Origin of the sequence: Myxococcus sp. CA033, assembly GCF_013336625.1 — a bacterium.
Classification (GTDB): domain Bacteria; phylum Myxococcota; class Myxococcia; order Myxococcales; family Myxococcaceae; genus Myxococcus; species Myxococcus llanfairpwllgwyngyllgogerychwyrndrobwllllantysiliogogogochensis.
This window is the reverse complement of record NZ_JABUMU010000003.1, coordinates 515,090-535,128: the sequence shown is the minus strand read 5'-3', so window position 1 is coordinate 535,128 and position 20,039 is coordinate 515,090. Positions and strand designations below refer to the sequence as shown.

Sequence of the window (20,039 nt, the reverse complement as noted above, 5' to 3'; positions counted from 1 at the left end):
GGCGACGCACACCCTCACGAAGGCAATCCCCACACGTCCATCGCGATGTCCGGCGGAGGCCGGTAGTCCTCGAGCCGAGGCATGGGCACGGGCTCGCCCGGTCCACCGGCGATGTCCTCGTACGTCAGCCAGCGTCCATCCGGCGCGGTGACGCGCGAGATGTAGTCCCACTCGCACGAGTCGTTGAAGATGACGAAGCACCACCCGTTGGAGCAGAGAATCGGCGTGTCGCCACCTCCGGAGTCCTCCACGAGCTGGAGCTGCCGCGTCGATATCGTGACCTCACCCCGCTCCAGCGCGTACAGCACCGCGAGCACCTCGTCCTCCGTCAGCTTGTGCTCGCTCGGCTGCTCCTGGAACTCCAGCCGGTTCCCGAACGGGTCCTCACCGTGGAACCGCCGCACCCCCGGCACCGCGAAATCCCACGTCACCGGACGCTTCGCCTCGTACATGCGCGAGGCCAGCGCATCCAGCGTCGCCACGCGGAAGGCCGGGTGCGCCTTCTTCGCCGGAAGAAACGGCTCCTCCACGCCGAGATGAAGCCCCCGCCCGTCCGGCAGCTCGAACCAGAGCCCGCCCCGCTTCGCGAGTTCTGGGGGTTTGGGAATCTCTCGCAGCCCGAGCAGGTCGCCGTAGAAAACACGGCCTCTTGCCTCCTCGCCTCGGGGCATCGCGAGCTGGATGTGATCGAGCCCTTGAATCATGTTCGCCGCTCCCCCTGTCGTGGCGCGTGAGTCTGCCGGGACTCCTGGTGCGGCAGAAGGGCCTCGTGCTGGCCCCAGCCACGTGTCCCCAGGCCCGCGCCTGGTGACACGCGTGGCCGTGATTCCACGGGGTTCCGCCCCTATTGACGATTGGCAGGCGACTTGAAATGGAAGGTGAAGCGGGCGCAGTGTGCCCATCACCGACGCCTTTGTCGGACCCCTTTCCCTTTCAAGGACGCGCGATGCTTCCCGTCATCCTCGCCCTGCTCCTGTCGCAGACTCCGCCCGCAGCCAACCCGCGCCAACAGGGCGTGCCCATCGGCAAGGGCAAGATACTGCCCACCGTGCGCCTCAGCGCGCCTTCCGGCGGTTGGACGGTGGACCGGATGCTGCTCATCGAGGGCACCGTCAGCGACCCCTCCATCGACCCCATCGTCGTGTCCCTCAACGGCGACCGCTACCTCATGCGCACCTTCAACGGGCGCTTCAGCCGCAAGTTCCCCGCGGCCAGCGGGAAGAACGTCGTCACGGTGATGGCCACGAATCAGGCCGGCACCGCGCGCACCCAGGCCACCAGCTACGCGCAGGTGCCGCCCGTCCCGTTCAAGGTCATCCTCACCAGCGACACCGACGGCGTGTACACGGACCTGCACGTCTACGAGCCCACCGACACCAGCGAGAAGGACGGCCAGCTCGCGGTCTCCTCCATGGCCCACGTGTACTGGGCGGACACCTCCAGCCCGTCCGGCGGAACCTTCTTCCTCAACTCGCAGGGCGGTGACTTCGACCAGCCCGCGTATGGCCCGTACCTCTACATCCACCGCGCGCCGCCCAAGGGCGTGTACCTGGTGGCGACCAACTACTGGCCCAGCGGCGACAAGGCCCACACCCTGGCCACGCTCAACCTCGCGCTCTTCGAGGGCACGCCGAACGAGGTCCGCCGCATGGTGCGCATCCCCCTGGCCACGCCCGGCACCACGCGCGTGCTCGCCTGGGTGAATGTCCTCGGCGACGGCCAGGCGGAGGTCTACGTCCCCTCGCAGGACCCGAAGCCCACGCGCAAGGGCTGGCCCACGAACCTGGACGCGGCCCTCAAGGAACTCCAGACGAATGGCGACGGCGGCGGCGAGGGCGACTACTGACGCGCGCTGTCTGACGCGCCCACGTCCACCGCCATGCTCGCCCTGTCCCTGCTCCTGCTGTTGGAGGCCGCCGCGCCCGCGCCCGAGTCGCGCGACGTGCTGCTGCGCCGGCAGGTGGCCCAGGTCGCGCTCGCGCAGCTGAAGCAGCAGGACGCCTTGTGGCACCCGGACCAGCGAGACTGCGCGGGCCTCATCCGCTTCGCCTTCCGCACCGCCTACAAGCGCATCGCCCCGGAGCGCCTCGCCACGCCACTGTGGACGGACGCGCGGGGCAAGCCTTCCGACTTCGCGGACGCGGAGACGTTGCTGCACCACAGCCTGGTTTTCCTGGGCCGGGACGAGGCCACGCGCGACGCGGTGCGCACCGGTGATGTGCTCGCGTTCCGCCAGGAGCAGGACTCAGGTCCCAACTTCCATCTCATGCTGGTGGTGCGCCCGGAGGACCGGGCCCATGCACCCGCGCGGGTCGTCTACCATCCGGGGGAGAAGGGCGCCGCCGTTCGCACCGGGCTCCTCCACAACCTCGCCGACGAGGCGCCACGAGAGTGGCGTCCGGTGCCCACCAACGGCGCCTTCCTCGGCTTCTTTCGTTTCAAGGAGTGGATGCCATGACATCTCCGTCGAGCCCTTCCCCGGGCACGCCGCCTCCGGCGAGCCCACCGCCTGGTCGCGGCGGTCCTCCCAAGGGCCTGTTGATTGGTGTGGGCGTTGTCGTCGTGGGCGCGGCGGTGGCGGGGGCTTTTGTCCTCGGCCGTCGCTCCAGCTCGTCCTCCGGCGGTGACGAGGGTCCCAGCACGCCGCTCATGAGCGGCGCGAGCACGAACCCGGCCGCGGCCGCGCAGGTGGAGGGATTGCCGGAGCCGACCACCGCGGAGCTGGAGGTGCCCGGTACTGTTGCTCCCCAGGCCGTCTGGTTGGACGTGCACCATCCGCCCAAGGTGCGTGACGCGCTGGCGCGCAACGCGTGGCTGCGCTCGCAGCTGTCGCAGCCGCTGGGGCAGGGCTTCGTGGGCGGCTGGGCCGCGTTCTTCGGCTCCACGGGCGAGGACCTGAAGGGCGACTTCAAGGGCGCGGTGCTGGACCTGCTGGTGGGCCGCGTGGGCAACACGCCGTTCCGCGTGGCATGGTTCGCTGGTGATGCGCGCGCGAGCACGCCCGCGTTCATCGTTCCCAAGGCGACGAAGTCCGCGACGGCGGCCTTCAACGCGCTGGACGCGGTGGCGAGCCGAGGCACCCTCACGGCGAAGACGTGCCCGGGTGGCACGCCCACCGCCGTCGCCGAGGGGCTGGAGCTGAAGCGCTGGCTGGTGGCGGAGCAGACGCTGTGGGCGGGCAAGACGCCGGACCGTCTGGTCATGGCGCGCCACCCCGTCGCGGTGCTCCAGGGCCTGTGCGCCGAGGTGCCGGAGCTGAGCGCCGAGGACAACGTGGACGTGGAGCTGGGTTTCCAGCCCGAGTCGTTCGGCCGAGACGCGCAGCTGTTCGCGCACGTGCTGGGGCTGTCGCCGGACACGCGCCTCCAGTTCGGCGTGGAGGGTGACCGCCTGGTGGGCCGGGGCATCGCCGGCGAGCTGATGGAGGGCACCGTGCGCCTGGACAAGGCGGCGCTGTCCGACGAGCTGCTGAAGCTGGTGCCGGAGGAGACGCCGGTGCTGCTGGCCATGCAGCTGAAGCTGCCGGAGACACTGTCGGCGGAGACGCTGAAGGCGTTCTGGAAGTCGGGCGGCGAGGGTGCGACGCGCACGCGGCAGGTGGCGGTGGTGTGGACGCCGCGCGGGGACTCGGCGCTGCCTCAGGAGGTGGCGGTGCTGTGGGGGCGGCCCGAGGATGGGACCGCGCTGGAGGGCTTCTTCTCCGGCGGCAGGCTGCGGCAGGCCACGCTGTGCAACCACGTGGTGCTGGCGTCGAGCGAGGCGGAGCTGAACGTGCTGCGCATGTCGTGCGCGGGCAGCAAGCCGAGCATGCTCGCCGCGCCGGGGCCGGTGCTGGCGGGGCTGCGTGAGCCGGGCTCGTTGGCCTTCGGGGTGAATCTGGGACGGCTGCTCAGCGGCCTCACCATGGACGGCTTCCTGTCCGAGTCCCGAGTGGGGCGCAACGCGCCGATTCCGAAGGCGGCGCCCCCTGAAATCGAAGCGGCGCGGCGCGACCTGGAGTCGCTGCCGTACCTGGGCCTGCGCGGCACCGTGCAGGGCGATTCGCTGGTTCCTGGAGGTTTCGGGTCATGAGGATGGTAGCTCGACTCGCGGTACTGACGGCGGTGGCGCTGTCCGGCGTGGCGATGGCCAAGCCGCTCTACATCACCGTGCCGCGCTCGTATGGCAGCGGCGAGCCGGTGGCGGTGGACGTGGCCTTCGAGGACAAGGGGCCGGTGGAGCTGCGCGTCCTCAAGCCCGACAACGTGGATGCGTTCATCCGCGCCCAGGGCGACCTGCGGCGCGCGTACCAGACGCCGCCGACGATGAACAACCCGGGCCGCGCGCTCAGCCGCGGCGTCAACGCGGTGGGCCTGCCGGGCCGGTGGTTGCTCGACGGGCTCAACCAGAACTTCCGCGAGGACATGCTGACCGTCCTGCCGCCCGCGCCCAACGTGCCCGGCTCCAACGAGCCGTTGGCCAAGGTGGCCGAGGGCGCCAAGAAGCTGGTGGGCGTGCCGCCGGGCTTCACCGTGACTCGCAGCCAGTGGCTCAACCTGGACCTGGGTGGCGCCGAGCGCGACTTCAACGTGCCCGGCTTCAACTCGAGCGGTGGCTACGGCTTCCAGGAGCGCCGCGTGCTGCTGGCGCCGCTGCCGGCCGGCACCTATGTCCTCCAGTTGGTGCAGGGGCTCGTCGAAGGTCAGGTGGTGCTCGTCGTCAGCGATTTGACGGTGCAGCTGAAGCAGACGGATGGCGAGGTGCTGGTGCGCGTGGCCGGCAAGGACCAGAAGCCGGCGGTGGGCGCGCAGGTGCAGGTGTACCTGCCCAAGGGCAAGGGCCCCGCGGGGAAGACGGACGCCAAGGGCGAGGTGCGGCTGGACGTGACGGAGCCGCGCATCATCGCCACCGCGTCGGTGGGTGCCGACACGGCGATTGTCGACACGGACTTCTACTCCACGCTGGCGGTGGCGCCGGACGTGTTCATCTACAGCGACCGGCCCATCTACAAGCCGGGCCACGAGGTGAAGTTCCGCGGCGTGCTGCGCCAGCCGGACACCTTCCTCGCGCGGCTGTTCACGCCGAAGAAGAAGGATGTCGTGGTGAAGCTCGTGTCCCAGGAGGGCCGCGCGCTCACCACGCGAGTGTCGGTGGACGAGTTCGGCGCCTTCCACGGCACGCTCAAGGTGCCTGACGATTTGGGCACGGGCGTGCTGCGCGTGGAGGCGGAGCTGGACGGTCAGCCGCACCAGGGCGAGGCGCGCGTGCAGGACTACGTGAAGCCGACCTTCTACCTGGAGGCGGAGCCCGAGTCGGAGACAGTGGTGCCCGGCCAGTCGCTGCGCGTGAAGGTGCGCGCGCGTCGCTACGCGGGCGGCGTGCCCGCTGGCGCGAAGTATGAGGTGTTCCTGTATCGCAGCCTGCTGGACGCGCCCGCATGGGTGGATGACGCCGGCAAGGGTGGCCAGGGCAGCGACGTGACGTACGGCTCGCAGTCCAGCAACGAGGGCAAGCTGAGCGTGCCCGAGCGGCTGTACTCCTCCGTGGCGGAGCGCGGAGTGACCGAGGACCCGTGGGCCAGCGCCACCGGTTTCGATGCGAGCGGCGAGGCGGCGATTGAGGTCGCGGTGCCGGAGCTGAAGGCAGGGGAGGAGCGGCTGCCGTATCGCTACTCGCTCACCGTGCGCGCGCGGGATGACCAGGAGACGTTCGCCAACTCGACGACGTCGTTCTTCCTGTCGAAGGTGGAGGTGCTGGGCACGGCGCGCTACTCGGACGCGGTGGTGGCCAAGGGCGGCGAGGCGCTGCTGTCGGTGCGCGCGACGACGCTGTCGGGCAAGGCCTACGGCGTCACGCAGGGCGAGGTGGAGTTCGTGCTGCGCAAGGCGGACGGCGCGGAGAAGAGCCTGGGCAAGCGCTCGTTCACCACGGCGGCGGACGGGACGCACCGCGAGAAGGCGCCCACGTCGGACGTGGGCGCGGTGCTGGCGCGCGTGGTGGTGAAGGACAAGCGCGGCGAGACGTGGCAGGGCGAGGAGTCGCTGCTCGTCATCGGCTCGGCGGACGAGGCGGTGGCCCAGGTGCCCAACCTCACGCTGGCGTCGCTGTCGGGCACGCTGGAGCCGGGGGACTCGGCGCGGATGGTGGCGCTGATGCCGGATGGCTGGGGCGCGGGCGGCCGTGACGCGGGCCCGGTGTGGGTGACGCTGGCGGGCGCCAGCATTCATGACACGCAGGTGGTGGAGCTGACGGGCCGCACGCTGGTGCACAGCTTCAGCGTGGAGAAGCGGTTCGGCGGCGCGGTGTATGCGTCCGTGGCGTACCCCACGGCGACGGGCCGCTGGGAGGAGCGCACGGTGGCGTTCCGCGTGATTCCGCGCGAGCGCACGCTCACCGTGGAGCTGCAGCCGCGTCGCGCCGAGGCCACTCCGCTGACCGAGCAGACCATCGACGTGCGTGTGGTGGACCACGAGGGCAAGGGTGTCGTCGCGCAGCTGTCGCTGGGCGTGGTGGACAAGGCCGTCTACGCCATCCAGTCCGAGTTCCGTCCCAAGGTGCTCGACTTCTTCTACCCGCCGACGCGCAACAACGTGTCCAACTTCTACTCCTCGGAGTTCCAGGGGTACGGGTACGGCGAGGCGCTGGCGCGGAAGATGGCGGGGCTGCCGGACCATGCCTTCGCGTCCATCAAGCCGCCCAGCCGTCAGGCGAAGGACATGGAGAAGGACACGGCGCACTGGGACCCGACGGTGGTGACGGACCGCGACGGGCGGGCCACGGTGCGCTTCACGCTGCCGTCCAACCAGACGTTGTGGGTGGTGACGGCGGTGGCGGCGGACACGTCCGGTCGCTTCGGCGAGGGGACGTCCGAGTTCGCCACGCGCGGCGGTCTCAACCTCTACGCGTCGCTGCCGCAGTTCCTGCGCGAGGGTGACGAGGCGCTGGCCTCCATCCGCCTGTCGGCGGGTGAGAAGTCGCCGGCCAGCCAGTTGCTGGAGGTGAAGCTCGCGTCGCTGGGTGCGCTGAAGGCGGACCAGTCGCAGCACAAGGTGGAGCTGGCGAAGGGCGGCGAGCAGGTGGTGCCGCTGACGCTGCGCGCTTCCTCGACGGGTGACGCGCAGCTCTCGGTGGACGTGTCGGGAGGCAAGGACCCGCTGAAGGACCGCAAGCTGTTCCAGGTGGAGCCGGCGGCGGTGGAAGACGTCGTCAAGGTGAGCGCCTGGGGCGGCGGCGCGCTGGAGGTGCCGGCGGCGAAGGAGGCGACGCTGACGCGCGTGGAGCTGGTGCTCCAGCCGTCCATCGTCGACGCGGCGCTGTCCAACGTGCGCGAGCTCCTGACGTACCCGTACGGGTGCCTGGAGCAGCTCGTGTCGACGACGGTGCCCAACGTGGCGGTGTACCAGGTGCTCCAGCAGGCGGGTGCGCTGGCGAAGCTGGACACGGACACGCAGGCGCTGCTCGCGGAGGCGCGCAGCCGTTCGGTGCAGGGCACCGCGCGCATCCTCAACCTGTCGGTGAAGGGCGGTGGCTTCACGTGGTTCGGCGGCTACAACACGCCGAGCCTGCCGCTGACGCTCATCGCGCTGGACGGTCTGGCGTACGCGGCGGAGGCGGGCCTGGTGGACCGCGCGGACCCGCGCCTCGTGGAGAGCGCGCGTTGGCTGGAGGCGCAGGAGGGCCTGCCGCCCGAGTACGAGGCCACGCGGGCCTACGTGCTGGCGCGGCTGGAGGGGCCGAAGCAGGCGGCGCGTGTGCGTGCGCTGGTGGAGGCTTCCGAGTCCGGTGAGCTGTACCCGCTGGCGCTGGCGGTGCTCGCGGCGGAGAAGGCGGGCGTCATCAAGGAGCCGGCGCTCCAGGCTCGCATCAACGCGCTGGTGAAGCGCAGCTCGGAGGGCTTCACCACGTTGGCCGCGTACAAGCCGGGCCAGGAGCTGGAGATGTCGGAGGCGTTCTTCCGCTTCCCGCTGCGGCGCGTGGGCATGACGGCGATTGCCGCGCACGCGGCGTCGTTCGGCACGCTGGATGTCACCCGTGCACGCAAGCGCATCCTGGAGATGCTGTCGGAGCCGGACCTGTCGACGTTCGACCGGAGCACCGCGCTCCTGCACTCGCTGTGGCTGCTGGAGCGCGACGCGAAGGCGTTCAAGGGCATGACGCCGCCGGAGGTGAAGGGCATCCAGGGCGGGGTGAAGTTCTCGCCGCGCGGCATGGGGCTCGTCGCGACGCTGGCTCCGGGGACGCGCACGGTGGACGTGGGCGGCTTCGACGGCGTGGCGACGTTGCAGGCCACCGCGCTCACGCCGCTGTCCGCGGTGCGTGCGCAGGCGGAGGGCATGTCGATTTCGCGTGCGTACTACGCGCTGCGCGAGGGCGGGAAGGTGAAGCTCGGCGCGGGGGACACGGTGTCCCAGGGCGAAGAGGTCTACGTGGAGCTGACGATGGACGCGCGCGGGAGCAACAAGGTGCGTTCGGCGTATTACGTGGTGGAGGACGCGGTGCCCGCGGGCTTCGTGGCGCTCCAGGAGGACAAGGCGTTCCGCGGTCCTCCGCACTCGCTGCCGCTGGTGCCGGAGGCGCTCAAGCGCCGGGTGCTGAGCCCGGAGCGGGCGACGTTCTTCTTCGAGGAGCCGGCGTGGTGGAGCGACAGCCCGCGCACGGTGGGCTACGTGCTGCGCGCGCAGTTCCCCGGCACGTTCTCCGCGCCCCCCGCGAGCATCGAGGACATGTACGCCGCGAGCATCCACGGCCGCACGGCCGCGGACTCGCTGAAGGTGGTGCCGTCGAAGAAGGGCACGGGAGACCTGTAGTCGATGGGGTGGGCCTCCATGGTGGCCGTGCTGCTGACGGCCACCCCCACCTTCGTCACGCGAGGTGACGTGACGCCCGAGTCGGACCTTCGCCGCGAGGCGGAGGCCGGCTGGGCGGCGCTGGAGTCGGTGTATGCGGCGGAGGCGGGCGGGGCGCCGGTGCGGGCCCCGGTCTCCATCGTCCTCCAGCGTGGCGTGGCCCTGTCACCCGAGCGCAACGCGCAGGGCCGGCCGGGCCTCGTGGAGCTGCGGCAGAACACGCCGGGCGTGCTGGATGAGCGGCTGCGCGTGGCGCTGCGGCACGAGCTGGCGCACCAGCTCCTGTGGTGGGCATGTCCCCAGTCGAGCGAGGACCGGCTCTTCCACGAAGCCTTCGCGGTGGCGCTGAGCGGCGAGCTGCCGGCGTGGCGCGAAGGGGCCTATCAATCCCTGTCACGCGCGGCGTCGGAGCTGGCGGCGGCGCCCGCGGTGGACTCGTCGAAGGCGCGGCGCGCGCTGGCGCGGCTCCTGAGTGAGACGGTGGGGTTTCCCAAGGCGCTGTCGCGTCGGCTGCGCCAGTGTCACGACGGGGCGCGGTGGGTGGTGCCGCTGTCCATCGACGAGCTGGCGGACGTGCAGGTGCGCGCGGCGGGGCCGGCCACGGTGGTGGTGAGTCGGCACTCGGGGGAGGTGTTGTTGTCGGAGGGCGAGGTGCGGCGCGCGCTGCCGTATGGCTCGGTGCTGAAGCCCTTCGTGTACGCGGCGGGCGCGGAGCATCCGGTGTTGGCGCCGCGCGTGGACGTGCAGGAGTGGGCGTGTGGCCCGGGGTTGCCGGCGAAGGTGGACGCGCGCACGGCGCTCCTGCGCTCATGCAACGGGTACTTCCTGGACTGGGAGACAGCGGGCTCGGCGCCCAAGGGGTTTGGCGCGTGGGAGCCGGTGCTGTCGGCGCTGGGGCTCACGGGGACACCGGTGGACATGGCGGATGCGGTGGGCCTGCGCTCCACGCTGGCGCTGTCTGCGTGGGGGATGGCGCAGGCGTATCGGCTGCTGGCGGAGGCGCGGCCGGACGTGGTGGCGCTGCTGGCGGACAACGCGGCGCGAGGGACGCTGGCGGAGCTGCCCGCGTCGAAGGCGCTGGTGGGCGTGGCGACGAAGACGGGCACGGTGCGGGACGCGGCGAGCCGTCCGCAGTACGGCTGGATTGCGGCGGTGGATGGGGACCTGGTGGTGGTGGCGGTGCGGCCGGGGAAGATGCCTCGCCAGTTCGCGGAGGAGATTCCCGCGGCCCTGGCGAAGGCGCGCAAGCAGGCGGGCGTGGAGGCGGCGCGGGTGCAGGTGTTGGGGCTGGTGCCGGCGCGCGAGGTGGAGGCGCGGTGCGCGGGCGTGGGCTTCACGGTGGACGCGGGGATGCCGAAGGCCGCTCCGGTGGAGTGGGCGCGGCTGGAGGGACTGACGACGCGCGGGGCGGCGGTGTGTCTGGGCGCGCCGTGGCGGGTGCGCTTTCCGAAGGGGCCGGAGGAGGGGAGGGATTACGCGGGAGTTTTTACGTGGTCGCCACCGCCGGCGTATCGGCCGCCCGTGGGAGTGCCCACGTCACCGAGCGCGCTGAAGGCGCGGCGGGGCTCGGACTTCGTGTTCCGCACGACGCGGTTGCAGTACACGTCGGGCGTGGTGGCGGCGGAGGACGTGACGCTGAAGGGCGAGGCGCGGCTGGCGTTGGCGCGCGTGGTGGCGCACAACGAGCGGCACAGTCGTCATCCGGGCCGGGCGGTCTGCGACACGACGCACTGTCAGGCCTTTCGAGGCACGGTGCGGGTGCAGCGAGACGACGCGAAGGCGCTGAGACTTCCGGCGCTCAAGTGGAGCGAGTGGCTGTTGTTCTCGCAGGGAGGACAGGAGCCCTGGACGCAGGAGCGGCCGCGTGTGGACGTGGAGCGGCTCCTGGGCAAGGGCCTGGTGTCGCTGCGTTTCGAGGCGGGCCGCGTTCAATACCTGCTCACGGAGAAGGAGGGCGCGTCGACCTTCGAGAGCGGGCGCTCACTGGCGTGTGAGCTGTTGCGCTCGGGCTTGAAGCTGCCGTCCTGTCCGCGCACGGCGTCGTTCAATGGGGACACGCTCGTGTTCGAGGGACGCGGGCGAGGACACGGTGAAGGCCTGGACGTCGAGGCGGCGAAGGCGAGCAGACTCCGCAGCGACGCGATTCTCGAAGGGGCCTACGGACGCTCTCGCCCCGAGCCCCGGGACGTGGACTAGGTCGTCGTGAGGGGAAGCACGAGCCGGGCGCGGATTCCTCCCTCGGTGACGCCCTGGAGGGACAGGGTTCCTCCGTGGGCCTCGACGATGCGGCGCACCAGCGTCAGCCCCAGGCCCGTGCCCCCTGTCTCCCGCGCGCGGCTGCGGTCGGTGCGGAAGAAGGGCGTGGTGAGCTTGGGCAGGTCCTCGTCGCTGATGCCGATGCCCCGGTCCTCCACGTCCAGGTGCACCGCCTGCGCGTCCACCTGTGCCCGCAGCGTCACCGGACTGCCGGGCTCCGAGTACTTGCGCGCGTTGTCGAGCAGGTTGTGCAGCGCGCGCCGCACCAGCACCGGGTCGGCCTCCAGCGTGGGCAGGTCCTCGGCCACGTCCAGTTGGAGGCGACACTCGGGGGCGCTCTTCTGGAAGCGCTCGGCGGCGTCCTTCAGGAACTCCGTCAGCCGCAGCGTCGCCCGCTGGAGGCGAGGCCCCGGCTGTCCCGCCTGGTTCGCCTCCAGGTCGAGCCGCGCCATCTGCAACACGCCATCCACCAGTTGCTGAAGCTCGCCAATGTCCCGCCGCAGCTCCGGCAATCGCGCCGCCAGCTCCTCCGGTTGTCCGTCCTCGACGAGGTCCAGCGTCACGCCCAGGCGCGCCAGGGGCGTGCGCAGCTCGTGGGACACGTTGGCCAGCAGCTCCTTCTGGCCTCGGATGAGTGACTCCGTTCGCTCGGCCATCGTGTCGAAGGTGTGCCCCAGCACCGCCACTTCGTTCCGGCCCTTCAGCCGCACGCGCGCGGACAGGCGCCCCTGACCGAACTCGCCCACCACCTTCGTCAGCCGCTCCAGCGGGGAAGCCAGCGCCCACGCCAGGGGCACCGAGAGTCCCGCCAGCACGACCAGCACCAGGGCCAGCACGCCGCCCAGCACCGTGTACGTCCGACGATTGTTGGCCTCATGCAGCAGATAGCCCACCACGGTGTTGCCTCGCCACGTGGGGGTGGCCCAATGGTTCTGCCCGTCACGTTTGAACCAGCTCTTGCCGGTGCGAAGCTCGCGCCACTCGGCGTCATCGAGCACCCTCAGGGGAGGTCGCGCTGATGAGGCCTTCACGGTGCCCTGAAGGTCATACAGCGTGGCCCGGAGCTTTCCTTGCGCGGCGAGGGACTCCATCAGGGGGGCGAGCTCGGGAGACTCCGCGGCGGCCAGCTCCACCAGTCGCTCGTATGTCTTTTCCGTGTCCTGTCCTACGATCTGTGACTCCACGAGGCTGGCGATGACCGCGAAGGACACGACGGCGCCCCCCAGCATCAACAGACCATACAGATAGATGCGCCAGAACATCCTTCGGGGACGGAGCCGCTCACCGAGCTTCATGACTCCTCACCTCGCTCCAGCACATACCCCACGCCTCGCACCGTCTTGAGCATCCGAGGGTTGCGCGCGTCGTCCCCCAGCTTCTGGCGCAGCCGGGACACATGCACGTCGATGGCGCGGTCCACCGGGCCGTCCGGGTCGTTGCCCTTCGCCAGCTCCAGCAACTGCTCGCGCGACAGCACCCGTCCCGCCCGCTCCGCGAGTCCGAGGAGCAAGGCGAACTCGTGCCGTGTCAGCGGCAACACCTGTCCATTCAGCGATGCCCGGAAGTCACTCCGGTTCAGCGTGAGCGCGCCCACGCGCACCACCTCGCGCGAGGGACCCAGCAAGCCCCGGCTGCGCCGCACCAGCGCCTGGATTCGCGCCAGCAGCTCCCGAGAGGAGTAGGGCTTGGGCAGGTAGTCGTCCGCGCCCAGCTCCAGTCCCATCACCCGGTCCGCCTCCTCGCCGCGCGCGGTGAGCATGAGGATGGGCACCGCCGAGCGCTCCCGCAGCTCGCGGCAGACGGTGAGCCCATCCTTCCGGGGCAGCATGATGTCGATGAGGATGGCATCGAAGGCGCGGCGCGAGGCCTCGACCAGGCCCTGCTCCCCGTCCCGAGCGAGACAGGTGCGCACGCCTTGTCGCTCCAGGTACTCGGCCGTGAGGCGGGCCAGGTGCGCGTCGTCCTCGATGAGGAGCACCTCGATGCCGGGTGACGGTGTGGCGGGTCCCATCATGTCCCCAGTCTAGTGCGGCGTGGCAGTGTAGGACTCGCAGCTCCCCACGAGCGTGGGCACCGCGAGCAGGCTCTTCCAGTCGCGCAGGGGCACACCCATCACGGAAGTGACGCCGTCATCCGGTGCCATGAGCTGCTTCACCCACTCCTGCGGCATCAGCCGGCGCGTCTGCCACACGCCACCGTCCACCAGGAGTTGTCCCAACTCCAGCAGGTCTCGCGGTCGGCTGGCGGACATGGCATCGAGGCTCGGCGTCATCGCGGCCCTCGACGCGAAGGCGAGCAGCAACAGGGCTTGGATGAGGAGTGGGGCGACTGCGCGGAAACGGCGAGTGGGGTGCGGAGACATCGAACCTCCCAGGGCCAGGACCTCGGGGTCCATTGGATGCTGCGCAGTTCAACGCCTCCATGTCGCGGGAGGATGTGCGGAATGTAAACGATTGTAACGGGCCGCTGATTCGGGCGAGTTCATTGGCACCTCTCCGAGAATCAGCGATGGTCCTGGTCAGAGGGGTTGGTCCATTTGCTTTGGGGAAGATGACATGCACGTCGCATCGCGCCGGTTCGCGCTTTCGTTGCTCTTGAGTGCCTCACTGTTCTCCGGTTGCTCCGAGGACTCGCAAACGCCGCATGAAGGGCCCGACACGGAGTCCAAGTGCCCCGCCGTCACCGGCGCGGTCATCGAGCATCAGGGCATCGTCTCCACCTCGGAGACCTGGGCCGCGGGCAGCCCCCATGTCATCACCAGCAACCTCACCATCCGGGGGCAGGTCACGGTGGAGGCCTGCGCGACGGTGCGTCTCGCGAAGGCCACCTCCATCCAGGTCGACAGCGGGGGCGTGCTTCGCGCGGAGGGGAAGCAGGACCAGGTGGTGCGTTTCGAGCCTCACGCTGACTGGCCGTGGGGGGAGTTGCTCATCGGGACGGGAGGTTCGGCGCGACTGGAGTGGACGGTGCTGTCGGGAGGTGGACTCTCGTCGACGATGGACTCCATGGTGCGTGTGAATGCCGGCGCGGAGCTCCCTGGCCCGAGGCCGCTGTTCGTCAGTCACGTCACCATCGAGGACTCACGGGGGCCTGGCATCATTCTCAATGGAACGGCGGGCTTCGCCGAGGGCTCCTCCGATTTGACCATTCGAGGGACAGGCGGCGAGTTTGGTCGGCAGCCCCTGGTCATCAATCCCAATGCGCTGGGGACGCTGCCGTCGGGCACGTACACGGGGAATCTCGAGGACGCCATTCACATAGGGCCGTCCATCGCAGCGGCCTCGGTGTTCTACCTGGGCTCCAGCGCCACCCTGAAGAACCTGGGCGTGCCCTATCAAGTACAGGGGCTCCAGGTGGGGGGACCGGGGGCTTCGGCGACGCTCACCATCGAAGCGGGCACGGAGCTGCGCTTCGAGCCGGGGACGACGCTGCGCGTCTACGACGGGGCGAGCGCGCTCATCGTGGCGGGGACGCCCTCCAGTCCCGTCATCTTCACGTCGAACCTGAGGAATCACCGGCCGGGTGACTGGGCGGGCATCCGCTTCGACGGGATGAACGCGGCCAACCGGCTGGAGTCGGCGGTGGTGAGGTACGCGGGTGGGCCGTGCCAGTGCTCCAGCTTTGGGTGCAACTACCTGCCGCCCGGGTTCGACGTCAGCTCGGCCATCCTCGTGTTCGACGAGCCGACGTCGCCGTTCATCGCGAACTCGCGCATCGAGGACAGCGCGGGGCACGGCATCCTGCGCGGGTGGAATGGCTCGGACCTCAGCCTCGCGACGAGCACCACCTTCGCGCGCATCGCCGAGTGTACGGAGACGGTGCCGAAGGACCGTGACGGACGCTGCCCCTCCGAGACGCCCGTCTGTCCGCGCAGTCCCTGAGTCACCGTGACGCCGTGGGACGCCGAGCACCTGGTCGGCGTCCATCACGGCCTGGGGCGCACGGGCATCGCTGAAAACAACGACGCCGGAGCCTCCTCGTGGGAGACCCCGGCGCCGAGCCGACAGTTCGTGCTGTCGAGAGACTTCCTAGCGGTAGGTCGCCGTCAGCTGGTCCGCGCGCTCCGACTGGCCCGCGCTGAACGTGTTCATGCAGTTGTCGTCGGTGTAGTCCATGAAGTTGGTGATGGGGTCCGCACCGCCACCCGCGCAGGTGTCGCGGCCGGAGGGGCAGCCGTACGCCGGAGAGGCCTCGGCCGAGGTGTCGCTGACCGAGTCACCCGCGCCGGTGCAGCCGCCCTGGAACGTGTGGTACAGGCCCAGCCAGTGGCCGACCTCGTGCGTGCCCGTGTCGCCCTCGTTGTAGGGCACCGCGGTGCCACCCGGCACGCTGCTGTAGAGGATGACCACGCCGTCCTGCTGCGGCTGCGCGGTGTAGCTGGAGGGGAACGTCGCCCAACCCAGCAGCCCGCCGCTCAGGTTGGCGGAGTAGATGTTGAGGCTCTCCTTGCCACCCTTGCGCAGGGCCTTCTTCATCGCCCGCTCGTTGGCACTGCCGCTCTTGAGCGCGAACCACTTCGAGTTCGTCGTACGGTCCGTGCCCTGGAGCACGAAGCGGAACGGCGTGTTGGCATAGGCCGCGTTCAGCACGTTCATCTGCGCGGTGATCTGCGAGTCCGGGATGTCGCCGTTCGCGAGGCCCGAGCCCTTGTTGATGACGTGGAAGTACGTGGGCACCGTCACCGAGCCCACCGCGCGCATCGCCGTCTTCTGCTCGGCCAGGAAGGCGTCGATGGCCGCGCGCTCCTCCACCGAGGGCTCCACCGTCGCGCAGCCGCGGTGCAACGACGTCTGCTCCACCGCCGGGTCCGCCGGCGACGGGGCCTCCGCAGCCTCCTCGCCCTTACAGGCGGCAAGGCTCATCAGGGCACCCGCAAGCACGGCCAGACGACCATTCCTCTTCGCGACGCTGCCAATCATTGTCATCTCCAGGGAAGATGGAGATTCAATGAATAGCTGAATGAAACAGCGAGAGTCAACGTCACCTTGAGACAATCCGTGGGCAATCCCCGGGGTGCGCCCGACGCCGCACTCCGGGGCGGATGAGACAGAAATGCTCCACTCGGGAGGGGCGATTGTAAAATGTCTTTCATTGTCTCGGCTCACCCCCGGAGTCGCCTGGGTATGTCTGGGCTTGCTCCAGCCGCCGCCTTGTCGGGATGGGTGGGTTCCCAGGACCCACCTCCGTGACGTGCCGCGTCACCAGACAGGTCCGGAAAAATCCCACCTTTCCTGAGCAACTCTTCCTCTCAGATGGCGAGAATCCATGACTGGATTCCGGAACAGCCCGGATTTCCTCTGCCGCTCTCCTCGGTCCGCCCCGCTTCTGAGAGGTCTCCGCATGTCTCCCCCCGTCAGTAACAACGGCAACAACGCCGCTCAGATCGCCGCCGCTGAGGCCCAACGCCGTCAGGCCGAAGAGGCCCGTCGTCGCGCGGAGGAAGCGCGCAAGGCCGCGGAAAACCAGAAGAAAGCCGCCGCCGAGGCCCAGAAGAAGGCCGCCGAGACGCAAAAGAAGAAGGCCTCCGAGGCCCAGCAGAAGGCGCGGACGGACGCCAGCCAGGCCAAGGTCGCGGCGGACAAGGAGAAGTCCGCGAAGGCCGCGAAGGAGACGGCCCAGACGAAGGCCAATGAGGCCCAGGCCAAGGTCGACACGTTGGGCAAGGGCCCGAACCTGAGTGACCAGGCGCGCAAGGACCTGGACGCGGCGACGAAGGTCGCCAAGGACACGAAGGCCGCGGCCACCAAGGCCAACGACACGTTCCTGCAGGCGCAGAAGGACGCCACCGCCGCCCGGCAGCTTTCCGACACATCGCACAACAAGGCGATTGAAGAGGGCAACAAAGCCATCCAGACGCAGAAGTCCGCCAACACCTCGGCGAAGGCGGTGGGCGAGCCGCCCCCGTACGCGGACGCCAACCAGGTGCGCGACGTCTTCGACGCCGGCAGCCTGGACCCCAAGGCCCAGGAGCGGCTGTTCGGAACGAAGTCGGTGGTCTCTCCGGAGGAGGCGGTTCGCGCGGATGCGAAGGCGGTGGGTGACGCCTCCATTCGCAGCCCGGCCGATGGCGCCAAGGAGCTGCGCCGCCAGGTAGAGGCGAACCCGGACCCCGCCTACCGCGAGGCCCTGATGAAGGAGTCCAGGGGCGCCATCAACCTCATGACCTCCAGCCTGGGGCGTCCCGAGGTGACCCAGGACCAGGCGAACCAGATCGTGAGCGACCTGAGCCACGCCGCGGAGCAGACCAGCCCTCAGGCGTCCCGCGACGTGGCGGACAGCTTCCGCCGCGCCGAGACCGAAGCGGGCTACGGCCACAAGGTGGAGGAGAAGCTCACCCCCGCGCTGAAGGCGGGCGCGAAGGACCCGGCGGTGACGAACGTCGCCAAGGGCCTGGTGGACGGCCTCCGCGCGGACGGCAAGTACGACCTGGCGGATGTCATCACCCGCCAGTCCCCGGAGCTGGAGAAGGTCTCCCCGCAGAACGCTGGCCAGACGAAGGCCCGCGCCGAACTGGACGTCCAGAGCGCGAAGGAGGGCAAGGACACCGTCGCCACGCAGCAGAAGCAACTGGATGAGGCCACGCGGGGCCAGGTCGACGAGCTCTTCACGGCCTCCAAGGACCAGAAGCCGCCCGAGGGCTTCGAGGCGGTGGACACGAAGGACCCCCACCGCGTCGAGTTCGTCCAGAAGGACCCGGCGGGAGAGGTCACCGCGCGCATCTCCGCGACGCGCGACGACAAGAACAACGTCACCCTGGACACCAGCACCGTCGACCCCCAGAGCAAGCAGGTCACTCGCGAGGTCGTGACGAGCAACGGGCCGGAGGGCACCACCACCAGCCAGACGGCGACCTGGACGCCCGCCAAGGGCCAGGACATCCGCAACCCTCCGTCCATCGAGGACCTGAAGAAGAGCCGCGACCCGGCCGTGGCCGTGGAGGAGAGCAAGGTCTCCCGCGACAACGGCGACCTGCTCACCACGACCTACAAGCAGGGGGGTGGTGGCGTCGAGGGTTCGGAGACGCGCTTCAGCCAGCAGGAGGGTGAGGGCGGGCTCGACGACAACTTCAAGGACAAGTTCAACGAAGACCAGCCCATCGACCGGACGGAGACGAAGAGCTACTCGATTCCTCCTCCGGGTACGAAGGGGCCTGATGGCAAGGACCTGGAGCCCTCCTACACGCGCACGCAGACGTTCTCGCAGGGCGAGGGCGTGAACGAGGTGCAGGCCACGGCCACCATGAGCAAGGCGCTCACGGCGGAGGATGGCTTCAACGTGGACAAGGGGCCGCGCAACGCGGGCGACCTGTCGAGCCTGTCCGGCAAGCTCAAGTCGGAGGACGGCGAGAAGGGCGAGGCCTTCGACGGCGACAAGGACAACCCCAAGCAGTGGGTGCTCGAGAAGACCGACGGCCGCAAGTACAGCAGCCAGACCTTTATCGAGGGCCACCCGGACATCTCGGTCGTCACCGAGCGCACCGCCAAGGGCAACACCGTCGAGGAGACGGTGAAGGGCAAGGTCTACGGCACCGAGGGTGACAAGAAGGGCGAGCCCGTCGACATCAGCTCCACGTCCAGCCATGCCTATGACGACAAGGGCATCCTCACCAACGCCAAGAGCGAGACGAAGGGCGCTGACGGCGTCACCACGAAGCAGGACTACCAACGGACCGACACGGTCGGCCCGGACGGTCGGCTCCAGGTGGACGAGCGCAGCAGCAGCACGCGCACGCCGCCCGGGGGACAGCCCACGACGGTGACGTCGGAGCGCCAGCGCCGCGAGTCGGACGCGGGCGTGCTCCAGCTCGTCAATGCGTCCAAGAACGTCACGGGGCCGGATGGCTCCTCGCAGGTGCGTGTCACCCCGGAGAAGACGGAGCTGTCCGTCAACGGCAAGCCCGTTCCGGAAGGGGACCTCGGCAAGCTGGACACGAAGGAGCGGGCCCTGCTGGACGTCACGCGGGGCGAGATGGCGAAGGAGCTCTACAACCTCGCCATGACGCCGGAGCCCGGGACCGCCAAGGAAGAAAGCGAAGGCCCCATCAGCAAGCCCGAGTCCACGGGCGACGTGACGACGGCGCTCTCCATCAACAAGGACGTGCTCGGGTTGATTGAGCAGGACGCGCTCAACACCCTGATGCAGGAGTCCACCCCTCCGGCGGACCCGGCGAACCCGCCCGCTTCGGGGCAGACGGACCCGGCGACTCCGCCCCCGGGGGACCCGGCGGCCCCGCCCGCTTCGGGGCAGACGGACCCCGCGGCCCCGCCCGCCACGGACGACACGACGACTCCGCCCGCCACGGGCGACGCGGACTCCTCTGGCACTCCGGACGGTGACACGGGCACGAATGACTCGGAGACGGCGCGCCTGGCGAAGTTCGCGCGCGGCGTCCAGGTGGGCGCGGAGAGCCTGGGCATCGTCGGCAACACGCTGGGCGCGCTGTCCTCGGGCGCGGACCTGGTGAACAACATCAGCCAGGGCAACTACGTGGCCGCGGCGCAGAACGTGGCGGATATCGGCGGGGGCGTCGGCGGCATCGTCCAGGGCGTCGCCGGCATTCGTGGTGGCTCCGAGCTGGCGACGGGTATCGCTGGCGCGGGCAACGAAGTGGGAGGGCTGGCGGGTCTGCGCGCGGCGTCCACCACGGCCTCGGGGTTCCGTGAAGCGCTCGCGGTGGGCGGCAAGCTCGGAGCCATCGGCACGGGGCTCGGCGTCGTCTCCGGCGGACTGGATATCGTCGGCGGCATCCAGGCAGGGGATGGGTGGCAGATCGCCAAGGGCGGCGTCAGCATCGCGGGAGCGATTGGCGCCGGCGTGGCGGTGGGCGCCATCGGCGGCCCGGTGGGCGCTGGCGTCGGTCTGCTCATCGGCGTGGGCGTCTACGGCGTGGGGAAGCTGTTCGACAAGATGAGTGAGGGTGACAAGGAGCACCAGATCGCCGGCGTGGAGATCTAGGCC

General features: G+C 69.9%; 12 protein-coding genes. 7 read left to right on the top strand and 5 right to left on the bottom strand.

What is annotated here, in order from left to right; translation table 11 throughout:
* Positions 1-14 precede the first annotated feature (14 nt).
* Positions 15-704, bottom strand: coding sequence for a hypothetical protein (locus HUA78_RS45930; protein WP_217439214.1), 690 nt, complete (start codon positions 702-704; stop codon positions 15-17).
* Between the two features lie 242 nt (positions 705-946).
* Here HUA78_RS45930 and HUA78_RS12445 point away from each other — a divergent pair, with 242 nt between their 5' ends.
* Genes HUA78_RS12445 through HUA78_RS12425 form a run of 5 tightly spaced genes read left to right on the top strand, consistent with a single transcriptional unit; the run spans position 947 to position 11,021 of the window.
* Entirely contained in the window at positions 947-1,846 is a 900-nt protein-coding gene (locus HUA78_RS12445; protein ID WP_174456902.1) for a DUF2135 domain-containing protein, read from the top strand.
* 33 nt (positions 1,847-1,879) lie between these two features.
* The gene (locus tag HUA78_RS12440; RefSeq protein ID WP_141643096.1) at positions 1,880-2,458 is read left to right on the top strand and encodes a DUF1175 family protein; all 579 of its coding nucleotides are present in this window, start codon (positions 1,880-1,882) and stop codon (positions 2,456-2,458) included.
* Positions 2,455-4,071: a hypothetical protein gene (locus tag HUA78_RS12435; RefSeq protein WP_217442443.1), complete on the top strand. Its 1,617-nt coding sequence runs from the start codon at positions 2,455-2,457 to the stop codon at positions 4,069-4,071. Before HUA78_RS12440 ends, HUA78_RS12435 begins: the two co-directional genes overlap by 4 nt.
* Positions 4,068-8,786: an MG2 domain-containing protein gene (locus HUA78_RS12430; protein ID WP_174476347.1), complete on the top strand. Its 4,719-nt coding sequence runs from the start codon at positions 4,068-4,070 to the stop codon at positions 8,784-8,786. The genes HUA78_RS12435 and HUA78_RS12430 overlap by 4 nt, the downstream gene beginning before the upstream one ends.
* A gap of 3 nt (positions 8,787-8,789) precedes the next feature.
* The gene (locus tag HUA78_RS12425) at positions 8,790-11,021 is read left to right on the top strand and encodes a hypothetical protein (RefSeq protein WP_174476346.1); all 2,232 of its coding nucleotides are present in this window, start codon (positions 8,790-8,792) and stop codon (positions 11,019-11,021) included.
* On the opposite strand, the gene HUA78_RS12420 is transcribed toward HUA78_RS12425, so the two are convergent.
* The 3 genes from HUA78_RS12420 to HUA78_RS12410 are packed head-to-tail and all read right to left on the bottom strand — an operon-like array spanning position 11,018 to position 13,443.
* Positions 11,018-12,376 (bottom strand): HAMP domain-containing sensor histidine kinase, encoded by a 1,359-nt coding sequence (locus tag HUA78_RS12420; RefSeq protein ID WP_174460020.1) that lies wholly within the window; start codon positions 12,374-12,376, stop codon positions 11,018-11,020. The two genes, HUA78_RS12425 and HUA78_RS12420, sit on opposite strands and share 4 nt — an antisense overlap.
* On the bottom strand, positions 12,373-13,092 hold the full coding sequence (locus tag HUA78_RS12415) for a response regulator transcription factor (RefSeq protein ID WP_174457107.1): 720 nt from the start codon (positions 13,090-13,092) through the stop codon (positions 12,373-12,375). Before HUA78_RS12415 ends, HUA78_RS12420 begins: the two co-directional genes overlap by 4 nt.
* 12 nt (positions 13,093-13,104) lie before the next feature.
* Positions 13,105-13,443: a hypothetical protein gene (locus tag HUA78_RS12410; protein WP_174460019.1), complete on the bottom strand. Its 339-nt coding sequence runs from the start codon at positions 13,441-13,443 to the stop codon at positions 13,105-13,107.
* A 193-nt stretch (positions 13,444-13,636) separates the two neighbouring features.
* Here HUA78_RS12410 and HUA78_RS12405 point away from each other — a divergent pair, with 193 nt between their 5' ends.
* On the top strand, positions 13,637-14,962 hold the full coding sequence (locus tag HUA78_RS12405) for a hypothetical protein (protein ID WP_174476345.1): 1,326 nt from the start codon (positions 13,637-13,639) through the stop codon (positions 14,960-14,962).
* Positions 14,963-15,109: 147 nt separating this feature from the next.
* On the opposite strand, the gene HUA78_RS12400 is transcribed toward HUA78_RS12405, so the two are convergent.
* Positions 15,110-16,000: a zinc metalloprotease gene (locus tag HUA78_RS12400; protein ID WP_174456895.1), complete on the bottom strand. Its 891-nt coding sequence runs from the start codon at positions 15,998-16,000 to the stop codon at positions 15,110-15,112.
* Positions 16,001-16,421: 421 nt separating this feature from the next.
* On the opposite strand from HUA78_RS12400, the gene HUA78_RS12395 reads away from it, so the two are divergent.
* Positions 16,422-20,036 carry a DUF456 domain-containing protein gene (locus tag HUA78_RS12395; protein ID WP_174476344.1) on the top strand — a complete coding sequence of 1,205 codons (3,615 nt, stop codon included), beginning with the start codon at positions 16,422-16,424 and terminating at the stop codon, positions 20,034-20,036.
* Positions 20,037-20,039 lie beyond the last annotated feature (3 nt).

Bases quoted from the DNA above. Each gene is read 5' to 3' on its own strand.
- HUA78_RS45930 (WP_217439214.1), bottom strand. From the start codon at position 704: ATGATTCAAGGGCTCGATCACATCCAGCTCGCGATGCCCCGAGGCGAG.
- HUA78_RS12445 (WP_174456902.1), top strand. From the start codon at position 947: ATGCTTCCCGTCATCCTCGCCCTGCTCCTGTCGCAGACTCCGCCCGCA.
- HUA78_RS12440 (WP_141643096.1), top strand. From the start codon at position 1,880: ATGCTCGCCCTGTCCCTGCTCCTGCTGTTGGAGGCCGCCGCGCCCGCG.
- HUA78_RS12435 (WP_217442443.1), top strand. From the start codon at position 2,455: ATGACATCTCCGTCGAGCCCTTCCCCGGGCACGCCGCCTCCGGCGAGC.
- HUA78_RS12430 (WP_174476347.1), top strand. From the start codon at position 4,068: ATGAGGATGGTAGCTCGACTCGCGGTACTGACGGCGGTGGCGCTGTCC.
- HUA78_RS12425 (WP_174476346.1), top strand. From the start codon at position 8,790: ATGGGGTGGGCCTCCATGGTGGCCGTGCTGCTGACGGCCACCCCCACC.
- HUA78_RS12420 (WP_174460020.1), bottom strand. From the start codon at position 12,376: ATGAAGCTCGGTGAGCGGCTCCGTCCCCGAAGGATGTTCTGGCGCATC.
- HUA78_RS12415 (WP_174457107.1), bottom strand. From the start codon at position 13,092: ATGGGACCCGCCACACCGTCACCCGGCATCGAGGTGCTCCTCATCGAG.
- HUA78_RS12410 (WP_174460019.1), bottom strand. From the start codon at position 13,443: ATGTCTCCGCACCCCACTCGCCGTTTCCGCGCAGTCGCCCCACTCCTC.
- HUA78_RS12405 (WP_174476345.1), top strand. From the start codon at position 13,637: ATGCACGTCGCATCGCGCCGGTTCGCGCTTTCGTTGCTCTTGAGTGCC.
- HUA78_RS12400 (WP_174456895.1), bottom strand. From the start codon at position 16,000: ATGATTGGCAGCGTCGCGAAGAGGAATGGTCGTCTGGCCGTGCTTGCG.
- HUA78_RS12395 (WP_174476344.1), top strand. From the start codon at position 16,422: ATGTCTCCCCCCGTCAGTAACAACGGCAACAACGCCGCTCAGATCGCC.